General features: G+C 72.9%; 18 protein-coding genes and 2 rRNA genes. 17 read left to right on the top strand and 3 right to left on the bottom strand.

The features are described from left to right. Nucleotides 1-133: 133 nt before the first annotated feature. Nucleotides 134-3,299: ribosomal RNA gene (locus ACFEMC_RS08250) — 23S ribosomal RNA — on the top strand. 199 nt (nt 3,300-3,498) lie between these two features. Further along, nucleotides 3,499-3,615, top strand: a 5S ribosomal RNA gene (rrf, locus tag ACFEMC_RS08255). Between the two features lie 106 nt (nt 3,616-3,721). Here rrf and ACFEMC_RS08260 read toward each other — a convergent pair. Next, entirely contained in the window at nt 3,722-4,954 is a 1,233-nt protein-coding gene (locus ACFEMC_RS08260; RefSeq protein ID WP_380175332.1) for a DUF1015 family protein, read from the bottom strand. 78 nt (nt 4,955-5,032) lie between these two features. Between ACFEMC_RS08260 and ACFEMC_RS08265 the strand changes: the two genes are divergently transcribed. The 13 genes from ACFEMC_RS08265 (at nt 5,033) to ACFEMC_RS08325 (ending at nt 18,775) form a co-directional block, all read left to right on the top strand. Then, a complete protein-coding gene (locus ACFEMC_RS08265; RefSeq protein ID WP_380175334.1) occupies nt 5,033-5,449 on the top strand; it encodes a tetratricopeptide repeat protein in 417 nt (138 codons plus the stop codon). Next, nucleotides 5,446-6,558 (top strand): HAD-IIA family hydrolase, encoded by a 1,113-nt coding sequence (locus ACFEMC_RS08270; RefSeq protein WP_380175336.1) that lies wholly within the window; start codon nt 5,446-5,448, stop codon nt 6,556-6,558. The genes ACFEMC_RS08265 and ACFEMC_RS08270 overlap by 4 nt, the downstream gene beginning before the upstream one ends. Nucleotides 6,559-6,638: 80 nt before the next feature. Next, nucleotides 6,639-6,860, top strand: a complete 222-nt coding sequence (locus ACFEMC_RS08275; protein ID WP_380175338.1) for a hypothetical protein — start codon at nt 6,639-6,641, stop codon at nt 6,858-6,860. Between the two features lies 1 nt (nt 6,861). Further along, a complete protein-coding gene (locus ACFEMC_RS08280) occupies nt 6,862-7,674 on the top strand; it encodes a TlyA family RNA methyltransferase (RefSeq protein WP_380175340.1) in 813 nt (270 codons plus the stop codon). Next, nucleotides 7,671-8,642 carry an NAD kinase gene (locus ACFEMC_RS08285; RefSeq protein ID WP_380175342.1) on the top strand — a complete coding sequence of 324 codons (972 nt, stop codon included), beginning with the start codon at nt 7,671-7,673 and terminating at the stop codon, nt 8,640-8,642. Before ACFEMC_RS08280 ends, ACFEMC_RS08285 begins: the two co-directional genes overlap by 4 nt. An 8-nt stretch (nt 8,643-8,650) precedes the next feature. Further along, on the top strand, nt 8,651-10,474 hold the full coding sequence (gene recN / locus ACFEMC_RS08290) for a DNA repair protein RecN (protein ID WP_380176676.1): 1,824 nt from the start codon (nt 8,651-8,653) through the stop codon (nt 10,472-10,474). Nucleotides 10,475-10,487: 13 nt separating this feature from the next. Continuing rightward, nucleotides 10,488-11,705, top strand: a complete 1,218-nt coding sequence (steA, locus tag ACFEMC_RS08295) for a putative cytokinetic ring protein SteA (RefSeq protein ID WP_380175344.1) — start codon at nt 10,488-10,490, stop codon at nt 11,703-11,705. Between the two features lie 46 nt (nt 11,706-11,751). Next, on the top strand, nt 11,752-12,729 hold the full coding sequence (locus ACFEMC_RS08300) for a copper transporter (RefSeq protein ID WP_380175347.1): 978 nt from the start codon (nt 11,752-11,754) through the stop codon (nt 12,727-12,729). Continuing rightward, entirely contained in the window at nt 12,726-13,580 is an 855-nt protein-coding gene (locus ACFEMC_RS08305) for a hypothetical protein (protein ID WP_380175349.1), read from the top strand. Before ACFEMC_RS08300 ends, ACFEMC_RS08305 begins: the two co-directional genes overlap by 4 nt. A gap of 7 nt (nt 13,581-13,587) precedes the next feature. Beyond that, complete coding sequence (murJ, locus tag ACFEMC_RS08310; protein ID WP_380175351.1) at nt 13,588-15,213, top strand: murein biosynthesis integral membrane protein MurJ; 1,626 nt, start codon at nt 13,588-13,590, stop codon at nt 15,211-15,213. A 14-nt stretch (nt 15,214-15,227) separates the two neighbouring features. Then, entirely contained in the window at nt 15,228-16,304 is a 1,077-nt protein-coding gene (locus tag ACFEMC_RS08315) for a glycosyltransferase family 4 protein (protein ID WP_380175354.1), read from the top strand. Nucleotides 16,305-16,364: 60 nt separating this feature from the next. Then, the gene (locus ACFEMC_RS08320; protein ID WP_380175356.1) at nt 16,365-18,104 is read left to right on the top strand and encodes a CTP synthase; all 1,740 of its coding nucleotides are present in this window, start codon (nt 16,365-16,367) and stop codon (nt 18,102-18,104) included. Next, on the top strand, nt 18,101-18,775 hold the full coding sequence (locus ACFEMC_RS08325) for an NUDIX domain-containing protein (protein WP_380175358.1): 675 nt from the start codon (nt 18,101-18,103) through the stop codon (nt 18,773-18,775). The genes ACFEMC_RS08320 and ACFEMC_RS08325 overlap by 4 nt, the downstream gene beginning before the upstream one ends. Nucleotides 18,776-18,790: 15 nt before the next feature. Here ACFEMC_RS08325 and ACFEMC_RS08330 read toward each other — a convergent pair whose 3' ends face one another. Next, nucleotides 18,791-19,717 (bottom strand): methyl-accepting chemotaxis protein, encoded by a 927-nt coding sequence (locus ACFEMC_RS08330; protein WP_380175361.1) that lies wholly within the window; start codon nt 19,715-19,717, stop codon nt 18,791-18,793. Then, nucleotides 19,714-20,259: a PAS domain-containing protein gene (locus ACFEMC_RS08335; RefSeq protein WP_367640756.1), complete on the bottom strand. Its 546-nt coding sequence runs from the start codon at nt 20,257-20,259 to the stop codon at nt 19,714-19,716. The genes ACFEMC_RS08330 and ACFEMC_RS08335 overlap by 4 nt, the downstream gene beginning before the upstream one ends. A 115-nt stretch (nt 20,260-20,374) precedes the next feature. On the opposite strand from ACFEMC_RS08335, the gene xerD reads away from it, so the two are divergent. Together xerD and ACFEMC_RS08345 are read left to right on the top strand one after the other, a co-directional pair. Continuing rightward, entirely contained in the window at nt 20,375-21,445 is a 1,071-nt protein-coding gene (gene xerD, locus ACFEMC_RS08340) for a site-specific tyrosine recombinase XerD (protein WP_380175363.1), read from the top strand. Nucleotides 21,446-21,741: 296 nt separating this feature from the next. Further along, nucleotides 21,742-22,608: a ParA family protein gene (locus ACFEMC_RS08345; protein ID WP_380176678.1), complete on the top strand. Its 867-nt coding sequence runs from the start codon at nt 21,742-21,744 to the stop codon at nt 22,606-22,608. The last annotated feature ends 5 nt before the right edge of the window (nt 22,609-22,613 follow it).

Raw genomic sequence — 22,613 nt, forward strand, 5'->3', positions numbered from 1 at the left:
TGGGACTTCGTGTTCTGGAGATGCTGGCGTGGTGGTGGTCTTTGTGGTTCGTTTATGTTTGTTGCACGCGTTGTGCACTGACACTGAAGCTATCGCGGCCTTTCGGGGTGTGTGGTGGTGGGTGGTGTGTGGTGGGCAAGTGTGTAAGGGCGCATGGTGGATGCCTTGGCATCAGGAGCCGATGAAGGACGTGGGAGCCTGCGTTAAGCCTCGGGGAGTTGGCAACCGAACGTTGATCCGAGGGTGTCCGAATGGGGGAACCCGGCCGTCGTCATGGGCGGTCACCCGCACCTGAATGTATAGGGTGTGTGGAGGGAACGTGGGGAAGTGAAACATCTCAGTACCCACAGGAAGAGAAAACAACATGTGATTCCGTGAGTAGTGGCGAGCGAAAGCGGATGAGGCTAAACCTGCATCGTGTGATACCTGGTAGGGGTTGCGGTGTGGGGGTTGTGGGAGTGTTCTGGACTGGGCTACCACTCGGTCGGGGAGTGAGAAAGTCGTGGTGTAGCCGAAGGGCCTGGGATGGTCCGGCGTAGTGGGTGAGACCCCCGTAGGTGAAACATTGCGGCCTCCTTGGGAGCATGTCCCGAGTAGCACGGGGCTCGTGGAATCTCGTGTGAATCTGCCAGGACCACCTGGTAAGCCTAAATACTTCCTGATGACCGATAGCGGACAAGTACCGTGAGGGAATGGTGAAAAGCACCCCGGGAGGGGAGTGAAATAGTACCTGAAACCGTGTGCCTACAATCCGTCGGAGCTGGGTCTTGTGCCTGGTGACGGCGTGCCTTTTGAAGAATGAGCCTGCGAGTTAGTGGTGCGTGGCGAGGTTAACCCGTGGGGGGTAGCCGTAGCGAAAGCGAGTCCGAACAGGGCGTATCAGTCGCGTGCTCTAGACCCGAAGCGGAGTGATCTACCCATGGCCAGGTTGAAGCGTGGGTAAGACCGCGTGGAGGACCGAACCCACCAGGGTTGAAAACCTGGGGGATGAGCTGTGGGTAGGGGTGAAAGGCCAATCAAACTCCGTGATAGCTGGTTCTCCCCGAAATGCATTTAGGTGCAGCGTCGCGTGTTTCTTGCTGGAGGTAGAGCTACTGGATGGCCGATGGGCCCCACCGGGTTACTGACGTCAGCCAAACTCCGAATGCCGGTAAGTGAGAGCGTGGCAGTGAGACTGCGGGGGATAAGCTTCGTAGTCGAGAGGGAAACAGCCCAGATCATCAGCTAAGGCCCCTAAGCGTGTGCTAAGTGGGAAAGGATGTGGAGTTGCGCAGACAACCAGGAGGTTGGCTTAGAAGCAGCCACCCTTGAAAGAGTGCGTAATAGCTCACTGGTCAAGTGATTCCGCGCCGACAATGTAGCGGGGCTCAAGTACACCGCCGAAGCTGTGGCATTCACATGTCAACCCCAGGGCAGGTAGCCGGCCGTCAGGTCGTGTCTAGCCTCGTCTTGCAGGTGTGTGGATGGGTAGGGGAGCGTCGTGTGTGGGGTGAAGCCGCCTGGTGATGGTGCGGTGGACTGCACGCGAGTGAGAATGCAGGCATGAGTAGCGAATGACGGGTGAGAACCCCGTCCGCCGATTGACCAAGGGTTCCAGGGCCAGGTTCATCCGCCCTGGGTAAGTCGGGACCTAAGGCGAGGCCGACAGGCGTAGTCGATGGACAACGGGTTGATATTCCCGTACCGGTGTAGAACCGTCCATGGCGAGGCCGGGGATGCTGAGCACCCAAAGCCGCACATCACCTTCGGGTGGGTGTTGGTGGAGCGTGCGACCCGATCCGGTAGTAGTCAAGCGTGTTAACAGGGGTGACGCAGGAGGGTAGCTTCCGCGTGGCGATGGTTGTCCACGTCCAAGGGTGTAGGGCGTGCTGTTGGCAAATCCGCAGCACTTGCTTTGATGCTGAGCCTGAGACCTGATGGTGACCCCGTTGGGGGGAAGTAGGGTGATCCCATGCTGCCTAGAAAAGCCTCGGCGCGAGGTTCGAGCCGCCCGTACCCTAAACCGACTCAGGTGGTCAGGTAGAGAATACCGAGGCGTGCGAGTGAATCGTGGTTAAGGAACTCGGCAAAATGCCCCCGTAACTTCGGGAGAAGGGGGGCCTGAGGCGTGAAGCTCCTTGCGGGCTAGCGTTTGAGGGCCGCAGAGACCAGGGGGAAGCGACTGTTTACTAAAAACACAGGTCCGTGCGAAGTCGCAAGACGATGTATACGGACTGACGCCTGCCCGGTGCTGGAACGTTAAGGGGACCGGTTACCCACGTAAGTGGGGACGCTGAGAACTTAAGCGCCAGTAAACGGCGGTGGTAACTATAACCATCCTAAGGTAGCGAAATTCCTTGTCGGGTAAGTTCCGACCTGCACGAATGGCGTAACGACTTCCCTGCTGTCTCAACCGCGAACTCGGCGAAATTGCACTACGAGTAAAGATGCTCGTTACGCGCAGCAGGACGGAAAGACCCCGGGACCTTCACTATAGCTTGGTATTGGTGTTCGGGACGGCTTGTGTAGGATAGGTGGGAGACTGTGAAGCTGGCACGCTAGTGTTGGTGGAGTCGTCGTTGAAATACCACTCTGGTCGTTCTGGATGTCTAACTTCGGTCCGTGATCCGGATCAGGGACAGTGCCTGGTGGGTAGTTTAACTGGGGCGGTTGCCTCCTAAAGAGTAACGGAGGCGCCCAAAGGTTCCCTCAGCCTGGTTGGCAATCAGGTGTTGAGTGTAAGTGCACAAGGGAGCTTGACTGTGAGACCGACAGGTCGAGCAGGGACGAAAGTCGGGACTAGTGATCCGGCCGTGGAGTGTGGAATCGCGGTCGCTCAACGGATAAAAGGTACCCCGGGGATAACAGGCTGATCTTGCCCAAGAGTCCATATCGACGGCATGGTTTGGCACCTCGATGTCGGCTCGTCGCATCCTGGGGCTGGAGTAGGTCCCAAGGGTTGGGCTGTTCGCCCATTAAAGCGGTACGCGAGCTGGGTTTAGAACGTCGTGAGACAGTTCGGTCCCTATCCGCTGCGCGCGTTGGAAACTTGAGAAGGGCTGTCCCTAGTACGAGAGGACCGGGACGGACGAACCTCTGGTGTGCCAGTTGTTCTGCCAAGGGCATGGCTGGTTGGCTACGTTCGGAAGGGATAACCGCTGAAGGCATCTAAGCGGGAAGCCTGCTTCGAGATGAGGTTTCCGTGCCCCTTGTGGGGTGGGAGGCTCCCTGGAGATGACGGGGTTGATAGGCCGGGTGTGGAAGCAACGACGAGAGAGTTGTGGAGCTGACCGGTACTAATAGGCCGATCACTTGTCTACTACGCACCAGCTACCACCAAGACCCCTCGTGGGGTGGCGGTGAGCGGTGTGTGCGATGAGTGCACGAGCATGAACGAACTTCGATCTACTGATCAACGATGACACTGCTGCAGTGTTTCGCGTCCATTGTGTGGTTCTCGGGAGAGAACCCGAAGCTTCAGGTGACTGAAGTTTCAGTGTTGGATCCTGGCCTTTGTGGTCCGGTGGTCATAGCGGTGGGGAAACGCCCGGTCTCATTCCGAACCCGGAAGCTAAGCCCACCAGCGCCGATGGTACTGCTCGGGAGACTGGGTGGGAGAGTAGGTCACCGCCGGCCACTCACACTTGTGAGAGGTTGAGGGGAGTGGCACCGCTGATGCGGTGCCGCTCCCCTCTTCTGCGTTGTGGGGTCGTTCGCCGGTGCGCCCCCATGTGCTGTCGCGTCAGCGCAGGCGGAGCACGGTCCCCGCGAGGGGCTTCGGCCGGAAAGACGTCGTCTTCCGCCCCATCAGGCCCCCGGCACGCACGAGGCGGTTCAGGCCTTCCACCGTCGGGCGAGGCAGGAGCACGGCAGCGTGACTCCCGACCGCCTCCAGGGCGACGTCGAGGTCGCCCTGGTACTGCACCAGGTCGCTCGGCGTACCACCCGACCGGATGGCCGCGTCGACGAAGGCGCCTGCCCCGGATGCACCGTCGGCCGGTGGGCCCTCCACGACCTCCGCACCCGACGACTGGACGACGACGGCCTGGTCAGCCCCCAGGGACGCCTGCACCCTCGACAGCACAGACGGATCGGCGACGACGAGCCGCCGTCGCCGGGTCGCGGCGTCGAGCACCGCCTGGGCTGCCCGGACGGGGACGATGCGGTGCAACGCACGGAGATCCACCGGTTCGACGGGCTGCGAGGCGACGGCGACGAGCAGGTCCTGGGGCTGCCCGTTGCGGTGCGCAGCCAGCACGGCGGCGGCGTAGCGGTGGTGGCCGTCGGCGATGAGGAACCGGTGCGTCCGAGACGCCTCCGCCAGGGCTCCCACGACCTCGGGATCGCGGAGCCGCCAGACGTCCACACCGCTCTCGCCGGAGCCCGCCACGTGCTGTCCCAACGGTCCCGGCTGCGTCCACGGCACGGGCCACGGGTCGCTGTCCACGACGAGGACGGGTTCGGAGTCGACGCGAGTGTCCTCCAGGCGCTGCAACCGGGCGACCACGGCCTGCTCGAACACACCTTCGTGCGGGTGCACCCGCGGATCGTCCGGGGTGACCGTCAGGGTCCCGAGGAGGAAGTGCCGGACGCCGAGGTGGGCTCCGGAGGACACCCCCGGCTGTCGCACCACGTAGAAGGACGCCGGGTCCTGGAGGAGGACTCCCCGGTCCAACCAGTCCAGGACCAGGGGTGAGGTCGAACCGCCGCCGTACTCCGGGCGCTCGAGGTGGGTGACCACGTACGGGGAGGACGCCAGGAAGGCGGACCGCCGGGTCTTGTCCAGTTCGGTGTGCGGAGGGGCGAGAAGGCGGTCCAGAGGGCCGGCGACGTCGGGCACGTAGCGCAACCCCGGGAACGGCCGCAGCAGAGGAGTTCCCGACGGTTCCCGGTGGTCGTCACCGAGGAGGTCGAAGGTCGTCAGGGTCGGCCACCCGCCCACCGGGGCGCGCGCCCCCGTGCGTGCCGAGTCCACCCGTCGCATCCTACGGTCGGGAGTGTCCGCAGCCTCGACGGCTCGGCGGACCCCGTCCCCGATCCGAGAGGAGACCCCGTGCCCGGCCCGGAACCGTCCGGCCGACCGTCAGGCGGACCCTACGAGTGGCTTCAGCGAGGCCTGGCGCTCCTGTCCGCCGGCGAGGCCGCCGCTGCGGCGACCCTCCTGGCGCGGGCCCACGCCGAGGAGCCGGGGTCCACGGTCGTGCTCGAGGCGCTGGCGCGGGCCCGGTACGACTCCGGCGACATCCCGGGGGCGGCGGAGTCGTTCCGTGACCTCGCCGCCGCCCGTCCCGCGGACGACTACGCTCACTTCGGGCTGGGGCTGAGCCTCAGCCGCCTCGGACGGTTCGGGCTGGCGGCCGAGCACCTGGCGATGGCGCACGCCATGCGCCCGGACCGGCCGGAGTACGCCGACCGCCTGCGACAGGTCCGCGCCACCATCCGGGCGCGGCAGAGCCCGGAGAACCCGTGAGCACCCCCGAGCCCACCCGCTCGTCCACCGCCCTCCTCGCCACGACCGGGACGCTGCTGGAGGACCACGACGTCCTGCTGCTCGACCTCGACGGCGTCGTCTACGTGGGGCCCGACGCCGTCCCGCACGCGCCCGCGGCCCTCCAGGCGGCAGCCGACAGCGGGCACCGGCTGGGCTTCATCACCAACAACGCCTCCAGGCCGCCGGCCACGGTGGCCGCCCACCTGCGCGACCTGGGCGTCCCGGCGGCGGACGAGGACGTCGTCAACTCGGCGCAGGCCGCGGCGGACCACCTCGCGCGCGAGCTCCCGGCGGGATCGCCCGTCCTCCTCGTCGGCACCACGGGTCTCCGGGAGGCGCTGACGGACGTCGGCCTGCGGCCCACGGACGACCGCCGGGAAGCCGTTGCCGTCGTCCAGGGCTTCTCCCCGGACCTCGGCTGGCAGCAGCTCGCCGAGGCCACGCACGCTGTCCGGTCCGGGCTGCCGTGGGTCGCCACCAACCTGGACGCCACCGTCCCCACCCCGGGTGGTCCCGCTCCCGGCAACGGGCTCCTCGTCGACCTCGTGGCGCGGGCCGCGGGGCGGGCTCCGGACGTCGTGTGCGGCAAGCCCGAGCGTGCCCTGTTCGACGCCGCGGTGAGCCGCCTCGGCGCTCGGCGTGCGCTCGTCGTCGGGGACCGCCTCGACACCGACCTGCAGGGTGCGCGGACGGCGGGCCTCGACGGACTGCTCGTCCTCACGGGTGTCACCGGCGTCCGGGAACTCCTGAGCGCGGCGACGCACGAGCGCCCCACGCACGTCGGGCACGACCTGCGGTCCTTGACGGACCCCCACCCCGGCGTCGAGGTGCGCACGACGGGCGGGACCGTCACGGCGACGTGCCGGAGCGCGGTCGTCGAGGTCGCCGCGGGCCGGCTCGCGGTGGCGTCGTCTGCAGCCGGGGCGGACGGGCTCGACGTCCTGCGCGCCGCTGCAGAGGCGTGCTGGGCCGTCGCCGACCGCGGCGACGGCCTGGCCGGGGAGACGCTCGAGGCGGCCGTCGACGCCGTCGCCGCCACGCTCGTGGAACCGTCCTCGGACGGCCCGCGACCCGTGCACGCGGGCTGAGCCGCTCGAACACGACGTCGAACACGCGGGTGTGGACAGCCTGTCGGGCGATGTCCGGGGTGGCTTGTAGCGTGACGCCCGTGACTGAACCCGCGGGCCCGAGGACCCCCGTCCCCACTCCTCCGCGGGTCCCCGCCCCGCCCCGCACCGAGGCCGGCCCCTCGCCGGAGCAGGACCGCGCCCTGCAGGACGTCCTCGACCGCCTCGACGGCCTGGACGCGCTCGGTGTCCACGACCACGTCGAGGTCTACGCCGCCGTCGACCGCGCCCTGCGGGAACGACTGGCCGGCGCGGAGTCCTGAGGTGGCCGCCCGCAGGCTCCGGCTCGACGCCGAGCTGGTCCGCCGGGGGCTGGCCCGGTCCAGGGAGCACGCCGGTGAGCTCGTGAGCGCCGGTCGCGTCCGCGTCGGCGGGGCCACCGCCGCCAAGCCCGCCACCCAGGTCGACCTCGCGGCCGCCATCGTCGTCGAGGACGCGGGTGAGGGCGAGGAGTACGTCTCGCGCGGGGCCCACAAGCTCGTGGGCGCGCTCGACGCGTTCGGCGTCGACGTCACGGGGCGCCGTTGCCTCGACGCCGGAGCCAGCACCGGCGGCTTCACCGACGTCCTGCTCCGGCGCGGTGCCGGTCACGTCGTCGCCGTGGACGTCGGGTACGGGCAGATCGCGTGGTCGCTGCGCACGGACGAGCGCGTGACCGTCCTGGAGCGCACCAACGTCCGGACGTTGGAGCCCGACGTCGTGGCGCCGGCCCCCTCCCTCGTGGTCGCCGACCTCTCGTTCATCTCCCTCACCCTGGTGCTGCCGGCGCTCGTCCGGTGCGTCACCCCCGACGCGGAGCACGTCCTCATGGTCAAACCCCAGTTCGAGGTCGGCCGCGAGGCGCTCGGCGCCGGCGGCGTCGTGCGCAGCGCCGACCTGCGCGCCGACGCCGTCCGCCACGTCGCCGCGGCGGCCGTCGCCGAGGGCCTCGGCGTGCGCGGCGTCGCGGCCAGCCCGCTGCCCGGTCCCAGCGGCAACGTGGAGTACTTCCTCCACCTCGCCGCCGGTGCCCCGCCCCTGGACGACGAGGCGCTGACCGAGGCCATCGCGGCCGGACCGCAGGCGGGGCTGGCGTGAGCGCCGACCAGGCACCCGCCGGGTGCGTCGTCCCGCAGTCCGGGCGCAGCGTCCTCGTCCTCGCGCACACCGGGCGCCCGGAGGCCGTGGCGGCGCTGACGAAGGTGGTGCACCGCTTCGCGGAGGCGGGCATCCAGACCGTCATGACCCCCGACGAGGCGTCGGCCCTGAGCCGTCAGGACCGCGACCGCGTCGTCCAGTGCGAACTGGAGGGGGCCGTCGACACCGCCGAGCTCGTCATCGTCCTCGGCGGCGACGGCACGATCCTGCGGGCCGCCGAGATCGTCCGTGGGGGCGACACCCCGCTGCTGGGCGTGAACCTCGGGCACGTCGGCTTCCTCGCCGAGGCCGAGCGCGAGGAGATCGTCGGGACGGTCGCCCGCGTCGCCGCGGGGGACTACCGGGTCGAGGAGCGCATGACGCTCGACGTCCGGGTGGTCCACGACGGCGTCGTCCTGGCGTCCTCGTGGGCCGTCAACGAGGTGTCGGTGGAGAAGGCCAACCGCGAGCGCATGCTCGAGCTCGTCGTGGACGTCGACGGCCGGCCGCTGAGCAGCTTCGGCGGGGACGGCGTCATCGCCGCGACGCCGACGGGGTCGACGGCGTACGCGTTCTCCGCGGGCGGCCCGGTCGTGTGGCCCGAGGTCGAGGCCCTGCTCGTCGTGCCCATCAGCGCCCACGCGCTCTTCGCCCGCCCGCTCGTCATCGCCCCCACGTCGGTCGTGGGGGTCGAGGTGCTCCCCGGCACGGGCGACGGTGGCGTCCTGTGGTGCGACGGACGCCGGACCTTCGCCGCCCCCGCGGGCTCCCGGGTCGAGGTCCGCCGGTCCCCGCAGACGGTCCGGCTGGCCCGGCTCAGCACGGGGATCTTCACCGACCGGCTCGTCGCCAAGTTCGGCTTGCCCGTCGCGGGTTGGCGGGGACCGCGCGAACCGCAGGGACCGCGCGACGCGGGAGGTCGACCGTGATCGAGGAGATGCACATCCGCTCCCTCGGCGTCATCCGGGACGCGCGGCTACCGCTGGGTCCCGGGCTCACCGTCATCACGGGGGAGACGGGCGCGGGCAAGACGATGGTCGTCACGGGGCTCGGCCTGCTCATGGGTGAGCGCGCCGACGCCGGGGCGGTGCGCGCCGGTGACGAGAGCGCCGTCGTCGAAGGCCGGCTGCAGGTGGCCGAGGACGGTGCGGTCGCGGCTCGCACCCGGGAAGCCGGCGGCGAGCTGGACCAGGGGGAGCTGCTGCTCGCCCGGACGCTGTCCGCGGGCGGTCGCAGCCGGGCCCACGTCGGGGGCCGCAGCGCCCCCGTCGGGGTGCTCGCGGAGATCTCCGAGCACCTCATCGCCGTGCACGGGCAGACCGACCAGCTGCGGCTGCGGTCCGGGGCGCAGCAGCTGCGCGTGCTCGACGCCTTCGCCGGTCCCGTCGTCGCCGAGGACCTCGCCGCCTACCAGCGCGTCCACACGCGTTGGCGCGCCGTCAGCGCCGAGCACGACCACGTGGCCGGCCACGAGGCCGAACGCGCCCGGGAGGCCGAGCTGCTCCGGCTGGGCCTGGACGAGGTCGAGCGGGTGGACCCCCAGCCCGGCGAGGACACCGCGCTGCGCGAGGAGTCCGAACGGCTCGCCCACGTCGAGGTGCTGCGCACGGCGGCGGCGACCGCCCACGCGGCCGTCACGGGTCAGGGGGCGGGGGAGGACGTCGTCGGTGAGGGCGGCGCGGACGCCCGCGTCGACGCGGCCCGGCGCGCCCTGGAGCAGGCGGGGGAGCACGACGCGACGCTGGCGGCCCTGGCCGCCCGGGCCGCCGAGGTGTCCTACCTGCTGGCCGACCTCGGCAGCGACCTCGCGGCCTACGCGGACTCCCTCGAGGCCGACCCGCTGCGGCTGCAGACCGTCCAGGAACGCCGGGCGCAGCTGGCGGCCCTCGTGCGCCGCCACGCCGACGACCCGGACGCCGGCGTCGCCGGGGTCCTCGCCTGGGCCCAGCGGGCCTCCGCGCGGCTGCTCGACCTCGACGACGACGGCCGGCTGGAGACCCTGGCCAAGGAGCGGGACGAGCTGGAGGACGAGCTGCGCCGGCTCGCGGGGCGGCTGACGGTCGCGCGCCGCGCGGCGGCCGCCGACCTGCAGGACCGCGTGGCGGTCGAGCTCGCGGCGCTGGCCATGCCCAGCGCCCGGCTCGAGGTGGCCGTCCACACCGGGCACGAGCTGGGGCCCTGGGGGTGCGACAGCGTCGAACTGCTGCTGGCCGCGCACTCCGGTGCCGCCCCGCGGCCGCTGGCGCGAGGGGCCTCCGGCGGCGAGCTGTCCCGCGTGATGCTGGCCCTCGAGGTGGTCCTGGCCGGGGCGGACCCCGTGCCCACCATGGTCTTCGACGAGGTGGACGCGGGCGTGGGCGGTCGCGCGGCCGTGGAGATCGGCCGCCGGCTGGCCCGGCTCGCGCGCAGCACGCAGGTGGTCGTCGTGACGCACCTCGCCCAGGTCGCGGCCTTCGCCGACTCCCACCTGACGGTCGTCAAGACCGACGACGGCAGCGTCACCGAGTCCGGCGTCGTCCGCCTCGACGACGAGGGCCGCGTCGGGGAGCTGGCCCGGATGCTGTCCGGACGCGGGTCGGGGACCGAGCGGGCGCACGCCGAGGAGCTCCTGCGGTCCAGCCGCGCGGAGGCCGTGGCGGAACCGTCGACGCCTCGCGCAGGACGGACCCGGACGGCGCGTGCGGCACGGGGCGCTGCTCCCCGCGTGGGACGATCGACCTCCGCCCCGGGCACCAGCGGGGCGCGGCGGTCGAAGAGCTGAGGAGAACGGGCGAGTGGTGAGGCGTCGACGTGACCGTGGCGTCGGTGCGCACGGATCCGCCGGCGGGCCCCTCGAGGCGGACGTCGTCCGCGGGACGGTCCGGGTCGACCGGCGCACCAAGCGGCTGACGAAGCGGCTGAAGCCGGGCGACATCGCCGTCATCGACCACCTCGACCTCGACCGGGTGTCGGCGGAGGCCCTCGTGGCGTGTGCGCCGGCCGCCGTCGTCAACGCCTCCCGCAGCACGTCGGGTCGCTACCCCAACCTCGGCCCCGGGATCCTCGTCGACGCGGGCATCCCCGTCCTCGACGACGTGGGCACCGAGCTCATGGCGGAGCTGGCCGAGGGCACGACGGCCACGGTCGTCGGCGACCGCTTGCAGGTCGACGGCGCCGACGTGGCCTCGGGCCGCAGGCTCAGCGCCGACGTCGTCGCGGCGGACATGGAGGTCGCCCGCGCCGGTCTGTCGCTGCAGCTGGAGGCGTTCGCGGCCAACACCATGGAGTACCTGCGCCGCGAGCGGGAACTGCTGCTCGACGGTGTCGGCGTCCCCGACATCCGCACCGACCTCGACGGCCGGCACGTCCTCATCGTGGTCCGCGGGTACCACTACAAGGAGGACCTCGTCACGCTGCGTCCGTACGTGCGCGAGTACAAACCCGTCCTCATCGGTGTCGACGGCGGCGCGGACGCGATCCTCGAGGCCGGCTGGCGACCGGACCTCATCGTCGGGGACATGGACTCCGTCTCGGACTCGGCCCTGCGCAGCGGCGCCGAGATCGTCGTGCACGCCTACCGCGACGGCCGGGCTCCCGGGCTCGAGCGCGTCCGGTCCCTGGGCATCGACGCGGTCGTCTTCCCCGCCACGGGGACAAGCGAGGACGTCGCGATGCTCCTCGCCGACGACAAGGGCGCCACCCTCATCGCGGCCGTCGGCACCCACGTGACGCTCGTGGAGTTCCTCGACAAGGGGCGCGCCGGGATGGCCAGCACGTTCCTCACCCGGCTGCGCGTCGGCGGCAAGCTCGTCGACGCCAAGGGCGTCTCGCGCCTGTACCGCTCGCGCGTCTCCGACGTGCAGGTCCTCGTCCTCGTCCTCGCCGGCGTGCTCGCCCTCGTGGCCGCGCTGCTCGTGACGCCCACGGGCCAGGCCATCCTCGCGGTGACGGGTGCGCGGCTGGAGGACGCGTGGGCGGCCGTCGTGGGCGTCATGCCCGGTGAGGGGCCGTGAGCGTCACCGCCGTCCCCGCCCGCAGCACCGAACGACAGGATGAGCAGTGATCGACTTCCGGTACCACGTCGTCTCGCTGGTGTCCGTGTTCCTGGCGCTCGCCGTCGGCATCGTGCTGGGCGCCGGGCCCCTCAACGAGGGCATCTCGACCGGCATCACCGACCAGGTGCGCCAGCTGACGACCGAGAAGAACACCCTGCGCACCGAACGGGACCAGGCCCTCGCGACCGCCGACCAGCAGGACGCCTGGGCCGAGGCCGTCGGGCCGGCCCTCGTGGCGCGCCAGCTCGGTGGTCGCAGCGTGGCCGTCGTCGAGCTCCCCGGCGCCGACTCCAGCCAGGTCGACGCGACCGTCGAGGAGCTGCAGGCGGCCGGTGCGACCGTCTCCTCGCAGGTCACCCTGCAGGACAAGTGGTTCGACGCCAGTCAGGCGGCGGTCACCGACCGGCAGAAGGCCGCCACCTCGCTCACCGGGCAGCTCACGACGGCCCCGGCCACCGACGCCGGCACGGAGGACCTGCTCGCCGCCGAGCTCGCGCGAGCCCTCGTGACGACGGAGCTGGCGCAGGCCGAGGGCCCCGACGACGGCGCCCGCACGGTGCTGACCACCCTGTCCGACGCCGGCCTCGTCGACGTCCAGGGCGGGACGGGCACCGCACCCACCCGCGCCACGCTCGCCCTCGTCGTCGGCGGGGCCGGGGACACCGACGCGACCGACGCCGTCCGCCGGTCCACGGCGGCCGCCTGGACGGCCCTGCTCAGCGAGCTGGACGGGGCCAGCGCCGGGGCGGTCCTCGCCGGCTCGCCGGACGCCGCGGCCGACGGCGGCCCCGTCGCGGTCCTGCGCTCGGACAACGACCTCGCCCGCGCGGTCAGCGGCGTGGACGACCTGGACTCCCCGATCGGTCGGATCAACGTGGTGCTCGCCCTGCGCCAGCAGCTCACCGGGGGCGCCGGGCAGTACGGCACGGCCGACTCCGCGACGGAGGTCAGCCCGCCGCTGCCCGCGGCGAGCACGTCGTGACGGCGCTGCTGCGGACGGCGGCCGCCGTCGGCGGGGCCGCGACGGCCGGTGCCCGCGCCGGGGACCTGCTGCGCCGCACCCCCCCGGGCGGTGCCGCGCGCTGGGAGCGGACCAACCACGCCGGTCGTCCACTGACCCTCCTGGAGGGTCCCACCGCCGCCCTGGCCGTGGCCGCGGGCTGCCTGGCCGCCCGTCCCGGCTGGCGCGCCGCCGGCGTGCTCGCCGCCGCCGGCGCCGCCGGTCTGGGCGCCTACGACGACCTCGCCGAACGTCCCGACGACCGTTCGGGCGGCGCACGGGGGCTGCGCGGCCACCTCGCGGCGCTGCGGCGTGGGCGGCTCACGACGGGCGCGTGGAAGGTCCTCGGCATCGGCGCCACCGGGCTGGCGGCCGCCGCCGTCGCCGACCGCGCGCACGGGAGCGGGGGCGGACCTGGCCGCGCGCTCGACGTCCTGCTCGGTGGCGCGCTCGTCGCCGGCACGGCCAACCTCGTCAACCTCTTCGACCTGCGACCCGGCCGGGCCGCGAAGGTCGCCTCCGTGGCGGCGCTGTCCCTGACCGCCGGTCCGGGGGCGGCGGACGCCCGCCCGCTCGCCGGTGCGGTGACGGGTGCCTGCGCCGCCGTCCTGCGCGACGACCTGGCCGGGCGGAGCATGCTCGGGGACACCGGTGCGAACGCGCTCGGCGCCGTCCTGGGCGTCGCGGCCCTCGCCCGCTGGGACCGGACGGGCCGGGCGGTCGCCCTGGGCGCCGTCGTGGGGCTCACGCTGGCGTCCGAGAAGGTGAGCTTCAGCCGGCTCATCGAGGCGCAGCCGCTGCTGCGCGAGCTGGACCGGCTCGGCCGTCCGTGAGCCGCGGGTGACCCCCCGACGGGTGGGCGCCCGGTCCGTGGCGGCCGCGGCCGCCTCGGTGGCCCTGCTGACGGTCCTGGCCCGCGTCGCCGGCTTCGGCCGCATCTTCGCCTTCAGCCAGACCGTCGGCGACAACTGCCTCAGCACGGCCTACACGACGGCCAACCAGGTCCCGAACGTCCTGTTCGAAGTCGTCGCCGGCGGCGCGCTCGCCGGCGTGCTGGTGCCCCTGCTGTCCTCGCGGCTCGCCTCCGACGACCCCGCCGAACGGGCGGCCGCCTCCCGGACGGCGTCCGCCGCCCTGACCCTCAGCGTGCTGGCGCTCGTCGTCGTCGGGGGCGTCACCGCGCTCGCCGCCCGGCCGGTCATGGCCCTGCTGCTGGCGGACGGCTCGGACGCCCAGTGCGGCGGATCGCTGCTGCGGCTGGCCACGGTCATGCTGTGGGTCTTCCTGCCGCAGGTCCCGCTCTACGCGGTCGCCGTGGTCTTCGCCGGGGTCCTGCAGGCCCAGCAGCGGTTCACGGCGCCGGCGGCCGCGCCGCTCGTCTCCAGCCTCGTCGTCGGGGCGACCTACCTGCTCTTCGGTGCCCTCGTCCCGGCCGCCGTCGTCCAGGGCGACGTGGGCGACGTCCCGCAGACGGGCATCGCCGTCCTGGCCGGGGGCACGACGCTCGGCGTGGTCGCCCTGGCGCTGACCCACCTGCCCGCGCTGCGCGGGCCGGTGCGCTGGCGGCCGGCCCTGCGCCCGGCTCCCGGCGACGGGGCCCGCCTGCGGACGCTGGCCCTGTCCGGGCTCGCCGTCCTCCTGGCCCAGCAGGTCGTCACCGTCGCGGTCACGACGGTCTCCAACGGCGCCTCGGCCGGTGCGGTCGTCCGCTGGAGCTACGCGTGGGCGGTGTTCTTGCTGCCCTACGCCGTGCTGGCGGTGCCCGTGGCGACGGCCGTCTTCCCCCGGCTCGCGCGGGCCGCGGACGCGGGCCGGGCCGAGCTCGCCCACGTCCTGGCCCCCGCCGTGCGGGCCGTCCTGCTCGTGAGCTCCCTCGGCGCGGCCGTGCTCGCGGCCGTCGCCGTGCCGGTCGCCGTCGTCTTCGTCCACGGCCGGGTCGGGTCCGGGCGCTCCGGCGACCTGGGCCTGGCCCTGGTGCTCTTCGCCCCCGGTCTGCTCGGCTACGGCCTGGTGGCGCTGCTCACGCGAGCGCTCTACACGCTGGGCGCCGGGCGCAGCGCGGCGACGGCGACTGTCACCGGCTGGGCGGTGGTCCTGGCCGGCGTCCTGCTCCTGCCGCGCGCGGTGGCGGCCGACGACGTCGTCTCGGCGCTCGCGCTCGCCCACACCGCGGGCCTCACCGTCGCCGGGGCCCTGCTGCTGCGCGAGGTGCACCGGCAGGTCCCCGGCGCCCTGGGCGGGCTGGCCCGCGTCGCGGTGGCGGCCGTCGTGGCCGGGGTCGTGGGCGGTGCCGTGGGCGCCCTCGTCGCGGTCGCGTGGCGCACGACGCACGTGGTGCCCGCCGTCGGCCAGGGTGTCCTGCTGGCGGCCCTCGCCGCCGTCGTCTGGCTGGTCGTGGCGCGCCTGGCGGACCCCGCCGACCTGCGCACGCTGACCGGTACCGCCCGGCGGGTCCTGCGCCGGTGACCCGAGGAGGAGACGTGACCCCTGCGGCGCCCGAGGGCCCCGTCCTGTTCGTGCTCGGCAGCAGCGCCGGGGGAGTCGTGCGCCACGTGGGCGCGCTGGCCGCCCGGCTGCACGCGGGCGGCGTCGACGTCCGGGTCGCCGGACCGGCCGAGACGCTGGCGCGCCTGGCCGCCCCCGTGCCCACCGTGGCGGTGGAGATCGGGGCCTCCCTCGACCCCGTCCGCGACCTGCGGGCCGCCGCCGCCCTGCGGCGGGCCGTCGGGCGCGTCCCGGGGGTCCTCGTGCACGCGCACGGCGTCCGGGCCGGGTTCGTCGCCGCCCTCGCCCTCAGCGGTGCCCGACGGCGGGTGCCGCTCGTCGTGACCCTGCACAACGCCGTCCTGGGCTCGGGTGCGCGGGCGCGTCTGGGCGCGGCGGTGCTCGGCGTCGTCTGCCGCCGGGCCCACGTCGTCCTGGGCGTGTCGGCCGACCTCGTCGCCCAGGCCCACCGCCTCGGCGCCGACGTGGCCGACCGTGCGCTGGTCCCCGCTCCCGCGTTGCCACGGGGGGACGCAGCCCGTGGCCGCGAGGTCCTGGGGACCGGGCCGGTCGTCCTCGCGGTGGCGAGGCTCGCGCCGCAGAAGGGGCTCGGCACCCTGCTCGACGCCGCCGCGCGTGCGGGGGTCCCCGTCGCCGTCGCGGGGGACGGCCCCCTGCGTGCGCAGCTGGAGGACCGGATCCGGGCCGAGGACCTGCCGGTGCGGTTGCTGGGCCGCCGCGACGACGTCGCCGACCTGCTCGCCGCCGCCGACGTCGCCCTCAGCACGAGCGTGTGGGAGGGCCAGCCCGTCTTCGTGCAGGAGGCGCTGCGGGCCGGGGTCCCGCTCGTGGCCACCGACGCCGGCGGGACCCGCGAGGTGACCGGCGACGCCGCCCTGCTCGTCCCCGTCGGTGACGCGGCCGGCCTCGCGGCCGCCGTGCGCCGCCTCGTCCAGGACCGCACCGAGCACGCCGTCCGGGCGCAGCGGTCGTCGCAACGGGCGACGGAACTGCCGACGGAGGACGACGCGGTCGCGCAGGTCCGCCGCGTGCACCGCGCCGCACGCGGCTGAGGGGATCGGCGCGGGACCGCGCATCCCGGACCGTCGCCGCGTCCGGTACGATCGAACCCCGTGGCGAACCGCAGCACCCCCGAGTCCCAGACCCAGCACGTCTTCGTCACCGGGGGGGTGGCCAGCTCCCTCGGGAAGGGTTTGACGGCCTCCAGCCTCGGTCGCCTGCTCCGCGCCCGCGGTCTCCGCGTGGCCATGCAGAAGCTCGACCCCTACCTCAACGTGGACCCCGGGACGATGAACCCGTTCCAGCACGGTGAGGTGTTCGTCACCGACGACGGCGCCGAGACCGACCTCGACATCGGCCACTACGAGCGGTTCCTCGACGTCCGCTTCGACGCCTCCGCGAACGTCACGACCGGCCAGGTGTACTCCGCGGTCATCGCCAAGGAGCGGCGCGGGGAGTACCTCGGCGACACCGTCCAGGTGATCCCGCACATCACCAACGAGATCGTCGACCGGATGCGCGCGCAGGCCCGCGAGGACATCGACGTCATCATCACCGAGGTCGGCGGCACCGTCGGCGACATCGAGTCGCTGCCGTTCCTCGAGGCCGCCCGCCAGGTGCGTCAGCGCCTCGGCCGCGACAACGTGTTCTTCGTCCACGTCTCCCTCGTGCCGTACATCGGCCCCAGCGGTGAGCTCAAGACGAAGCCGACGCAGCACTCCGTCGCCCAGCTGCGCAACATCGGCATCCAGCCCGACGCCATCGTGTGCCGCGCCGACCGGGAGATCCCCGAGGGCGTCAAGCGGAAGATCGCCTCGATGTGCGACGTCGACGACGAGGCCGTCATCGCCTGCGTCGACGCCCCCTCGATCTACGACATCCCGAAGGTCATCCACCGCGAGGGCCTGGACGCCCACCTCGTCCGCAAGCTGAACCTCAGCTTCCGCGACGTCGACTGGTCCACCTGGGACGACCTGCTGCGTCGCGTGCACAACCCGCGCCGCCGCGTCGAGATCGCCCTGGTGGGCAAGTACATCGACCTGCCCGACGCGTACCTGTCGGTCACGGAGGCGTTGCGCGCCGGCGGTTTCGCCGAGGACGCCAAGGTCGACATCCGGTGGGTGCCCTCGGACGAGTGCGCCACCCCCGAGGGGGCGCAGAAGCAGTTGCACGGCGTCGACGCCGTGTGCGTCCCGGGCGGTTTCGGGGTGCGCGGCATCGAGGGCAAGCTCGGCGCCCTGCGCTGGACGCGCGAGAACGGCGTGCCGACCCTGGGCCTGTGCCTCGGCCTGCAGTGCATGGTCATCGAGTACGCCCGCAACGTCGCCGGCCTGACCGACGCGAGTTCCACGGAGTTCGAACCGGACGCGCAGCACCCCGTCATCGCCACGATGGCCGAGCAGCGCGAGATCGTCTCCGGGGAGGGCGACATGGGCGGCACGATGCGCCTGGGCTCCTACGAGGCCGTCCTGGCCAGCGGTTCGGTCGTGGCCGCCACCTACGGCAGCGAGCGCATCTCCGAGCGCCACCGCCACCGCTACGAGGTCAACAACTCCTACCGCGACCAGCTGACCGCGCAGGGCCTGGTGTTCTCGGGCACGTCCCCGGACCGCGAACTCGTCGAGTTCGTGGAACTCCCCGCCGACGTGCACCCGTACTACGTCGGCACGCAGGCCCACCCGGAGTTCAAGTCGCGTCCGACGCGGTCGCACCCGCTGTTCTCGGGTCTGGTCGCGGCCGCGCTGCGCCGCCAGCGCGAGGGGCAGCTCATCGACGTCGACCCCGAGCCGGCGGGCACCGCGGACGTCCCCAGCGACGTGACCGGCGAGGAACTGACGGACGTGACCGCGTGAGCTTCCCCGAGGAGCTGGGCGTCCCCGTCGTCGACGGCGCGGAACTCGCGGACGCGCCCGTCCAGCGGACGGTGTCCGAGAGCGAGACGGTGTTCCACGGCCGCGTCTGGGACGTCGTGCGCGAACGCGTCGAACTGCCCGACGGCGGGACCGTCGTGCGGGACCTGCAGCGCCACCCCGGTGCGGTGACGGTCCTCGCCCTCGACGACGACGAGAACGTCCTGTTCATCCGGCAGTACCGCCACCCGGTGCGGCGCGAGCTGTGGGAACTCCCGGCCGGTCTTCTCGACGTGGCGGGGGAGGAACCCCTGCTGGCCGCGCAGCGGGAACTGGCCGAGGAGACCGACCTCGTCGCCGCCGACTGGGCCGTCGTGGCGGACTGGTTCAACTCCCCGGGCGGGTCGAGCGAGGCGAACCGCATCTACCTGGCCCGCGGGCTGTCCGCGGTGCCGCAGGCCGACCGGCACGTGCGCGAGGACGAGGAGAAGGACCTCGTGCCCGTGCGCGTCCCGCTGGCGCACGCCGTCCGGGCCGTGCTGGAGGGCCGGCTGGCCAACCCGGGCAGCGTGATCGGGGTCCTGGCGCTGCAGGCCGCCCGGGCGGACGGGTGGGCCAGCCTGCGCCCGGCCGGCACGCCGTGGCCGACCGGGCTGAACGGCCCGACGTCCTGACGACACCGTCCTGAGTCAGGAACCCCGGACGGTCGCGACGAAGCCGGTCACCTGCTGCTGCAGGAGGCCGGCGACCTCGGACAGGCCGACGGAGCCGTAACCACCGGAGACGGCGTCCGAGATCGCGCCCACCTCGGCGTCCATCCCCTCGATGCGCCGGGCGACGCCCTCGATGACGGCGACGGCCTCCTCGGTGGCCTGCATGCTGGCGGCCACCTGCGCCGCGATGACGGCGTTGGACTGCGCGGCCTGCTCGGCCAGGCTCTTGACCTCCTCGGCCACGACCGCGAACCCGCGTCCGGCCTCGCCCGCGCGCTCGGCCTCGATGGTCGCGTTGAGCGAGAGCAACCGGGTCTGGGCGGCGACCTTCTCGATGAGCTGGACGGCCTCCTCGATGCGGGCCGAGGCGGTGCGCAACGACTCGACGGTCGCCACGGCGCGCTGCACCTCCGTGACGGCGTCCCGTGCGGTCCGGGCCAGCTCGGCGGCGCCCGAGCCCGCGCTCGTGGCGCCCGCGGAGACCTGCTCCGAGGCCGACAGCACCGTGCTCTCGAGCTCGTCCGCCAGCGCGAGCCGCGCCGCGGTCGCCTGGTCGAGCTCGGCGCCGGCCGTGGCGCTCGCCCGGCGGGCGGCGTCGATGACGCGGGCCCCGTGCCGGAACGCGCCGCGGGTGCCGCCCAGCAGGAAGCGTCGGTGGAAGCGGCCCTCGCTGGCCGCCTCCAGCGTCGCGGACGCGTCGCGGACGAAGGCGTCGGTCATGTCGAGCTGGTGGTTGAAGGCGCGGCGCAGGTCGACGAGCAGGTCGTCGTCGCCCAGGTGCGGTACGCGCGCCTCGAGGTCGCCGGCCGCGGCCCGGCTGGCCACGTCGACGAGGGCGCGCAGGACCTCGTCGTGGTCGCGCTGCGGGGGCTGCGCGGGACGCAGGCGGCGGAAGGGGTTCACGCGGCGGCTCCTTCGGGCGTCAGCGACCACACGAACTCCTCGTAGGTCTGGCCGGCGGCCGCGAGCTGGGCGGCCAGCGCCGCCCGCGAGGCCTTGACGGCGTCGGCGGGGCGGGAGTGCTGCGCCTCGACGGCCAGCAGGTCGTCGTAGAGGCGGCGGACGGCGGCCACGGCCGACGGGTCGGGCACGCGCCGGTTGGAGTGGTAGCCGAGGAGCTTGCCCTGCGCGTCGACGCTCGGCGTGACGTGGGCCAGGACCCAGTAGTGGGCGCCGTCGGCGGCCAGGTTGACGACGTAGGCGAACATCTCGCTGCCTCCGCGCAGGGTCTCCCACAGCAGGTCGAAGATCCCGCGCGGCATGCCCGGGTGCCGGATGATGTTGTGCGGCTGCCCCACGACCTCGGCCTCGGTCAGCGCCGAGACCCGCAGGAAGACCTCGTTGGCGTAGGTGATGACACCTCGCGGGTCCGTCTTGGTGACGATGAGCTCGTCGTCGCCGAACCGACGCTCGACGCCCGTGGGCGAGGTTCTAGAAGCGCGCATGGTGCTCCCATCGGCCGGACGGGGGAGCTGCTTGAGCGCAGCGTGCGCAGCGACCCGCGCGGTGCTCCGCGTGGGTCCGACCGTCCGGAGGTCCCGGTCCCCTAGGGTCGACGGCGTGTCCGCCGCCTCCGTCGAACCGCGGCCGGCCCCGCCCGCGGGCGAGGAGCCGGTCGCGCTGCAGCGCGCGGTCCGCGACTACCTCGGGCACCTGCACGTCGAGCGCGGCCTGTCCGAGAACACCCTCGGTGCCTACCGCCGTGACCTGGCCCGCTACGTCCGCTTCCTCGCCGCCCGCGGCGTCACCGACCCGGACGAGGTGGACGAGGCGACGGTCAGCGCCTTCGTCGTCGCCCTGCGCTCGGGGGAGGACGGTGGCGCGCCCCTGACGGCGAGCTCGGCCGCCCGCACCGCCTCCGCCGTGCGCGGCTGGCACCGCTTCCTGCACGCCGAGGGCCGCAGCGCCGCCGATCCCGCGGTCCTCGTCCGGCCGCCGGCGCCGCCGCGGAGGCTGCCCGCGGCGCTCACGCTGGAGGAGGTCGAGCGGCTCCTGGAGACGGCCGGCCTCGGCGCCGACGGACCGCAGGCGGCGGTCCCGCTGCGCGACCGCGCCCTCCTGGAGCTGCTGTACGGCTGCGGCGCGCGCATCAGCGAGGCCGTCGGGCTCGACGTCGACGACGTCTCGCCGGAGGTGCTGGGGGAGACCGGCGTCGTGCGCCTGCGCGGCAAGGGGTCCAAGGAGCGGGTCGTGCCGGTGGGCTCGTACGCCCAGGCGGCGCTGGAGCGGTACGTGGTGCGGGCCCGCCCGCACCTGGCGGCCCAGGGCAGGGGGAACCCGGCGCTCTTCCTCAACACCCGCGGCGGCCGGCTGTCCCGGCAGAGCGCCTGGGCCGTCCTGCAGTCCGCGGCCGGCCGGGCCGGCATCACGCGCGCCGTGTCGCCGCACACGCTGCGCCACTCCTTCGCGACGCACCTCCTGCGCGGCGGGGCCGACGTCCGCGTCGTGCAGGAGCTGCTGGGGCACGCGTCGGTGACGACCACTCAGGTGTACACGCTCGTCACGGCCGACAACCTGCGCGAGGTCCACGCCGAGTCGCACCCCCGCGCGCTGCTCACGAACCCCGTCGGCAGCGTGGCGCAGCCGGACGACCACCACCCGTCGCCACCACCCGCCCCCGGTGACGACTAAGGTCGCGCCAGACCGACCGCCCGTCCCTCCGACCGCCCGAGGAAGTGCCACGTCCCGTGACCAGCGAGTTCCCGTCGTCCGCCCCGACCACGCCGCCCGTGTCCGGACCCTCCGTCTTCGGTCCCGGCGTCGACGCGTTCCGTGAACGGGTGCAGCAGTCGGTGCAGCCGCCCACGGCCCGGCCCACGCCCAGCGCGCCCAGCGCTCCGGTGGCCTCGAGCGGCACGCCCGCGCCGGAACCCGTGACGGAACCCGCGGCGCAGGCGCCCGTCGAGGCCGCCTCCGAACCGCGGAACGTGCAGGAGGAGATCGAGCTCGGTCCGCAGAACGGCCCGACGGGGCGACCGGTCCCGGTCTTCCCCGTCCCCGCCCCACTGGACCGGCACGGGCCCGCGCGCGTCATCTCGATGTGCAACCAGAAGGGCGGCGTCGGCAAGACGACGACCACCATCAACCTGGGTGCGGCGCTCGCGGAGTACGGGCGTCGGGTGCTGCTCGTCGACTTCGACCCGCAGGGCGCCCTGTCCGCCGGGCTGGGCATCAACCCCCACGAGCTCGACAAGACCGTCTACCAGCTCCTCATGGAGCGCGGCACGGACGTGCGCGAGGTCATCCGCGAGACCGCGGTCGACGGGCTCGACCTGCTGCCGGCGAACATCGACCTCTCGGCGGCGGAGGTGCAGCTCGTCGGGGAGGTGGCCCGCGAGAGCGTCCTCTCCCGCGCGCTGCGGCCCGCGCTCAACGACTACGACGTCGTCCTCATCGACTGCCAGCCGTCGCTGGGCCTGCTGACCGTCAACGCCCTCACCGCCTCCCACGGGGTCCTCATCCCGCTGGAGTGCGAGTTCTTCGCGCTGCGCGGGGTGGCGCTGCTGGTGGAGACGATCGAGAAGGTGCAGGAGCGGCTGAACCCGGCACTGGAGGTCGACGGGATCCTGGCGACCATGTACGACGGCCGCACCCTGCACAGCCGGGAGGTCGTGACCCGGGTCGTGGACGCGTTCGGTGACGACGTGTTCCACACGGTGATCGGGCGGACGGTGAAGTTCCCCGACGCCTCCGTCGCCGCGGAACCCATCACGTCGTACGCCGCGAACCACCCCGGTGCGGAGGCCTACCGGCAGCTCGCTCGCGAGCTCGTCAGCCGTGGGGACGCGGCCTGAAACCT

The organism is Kineococcus sp. DHX-1, from assembly GCF_042473625.1.
In the GTDB taxonomy this organism is placed as follows: domain Bacteria; phylum Actinomycetota; class Actinomycetes; order Actinomycetales; family Kineococcaceae; genus Kineococcus.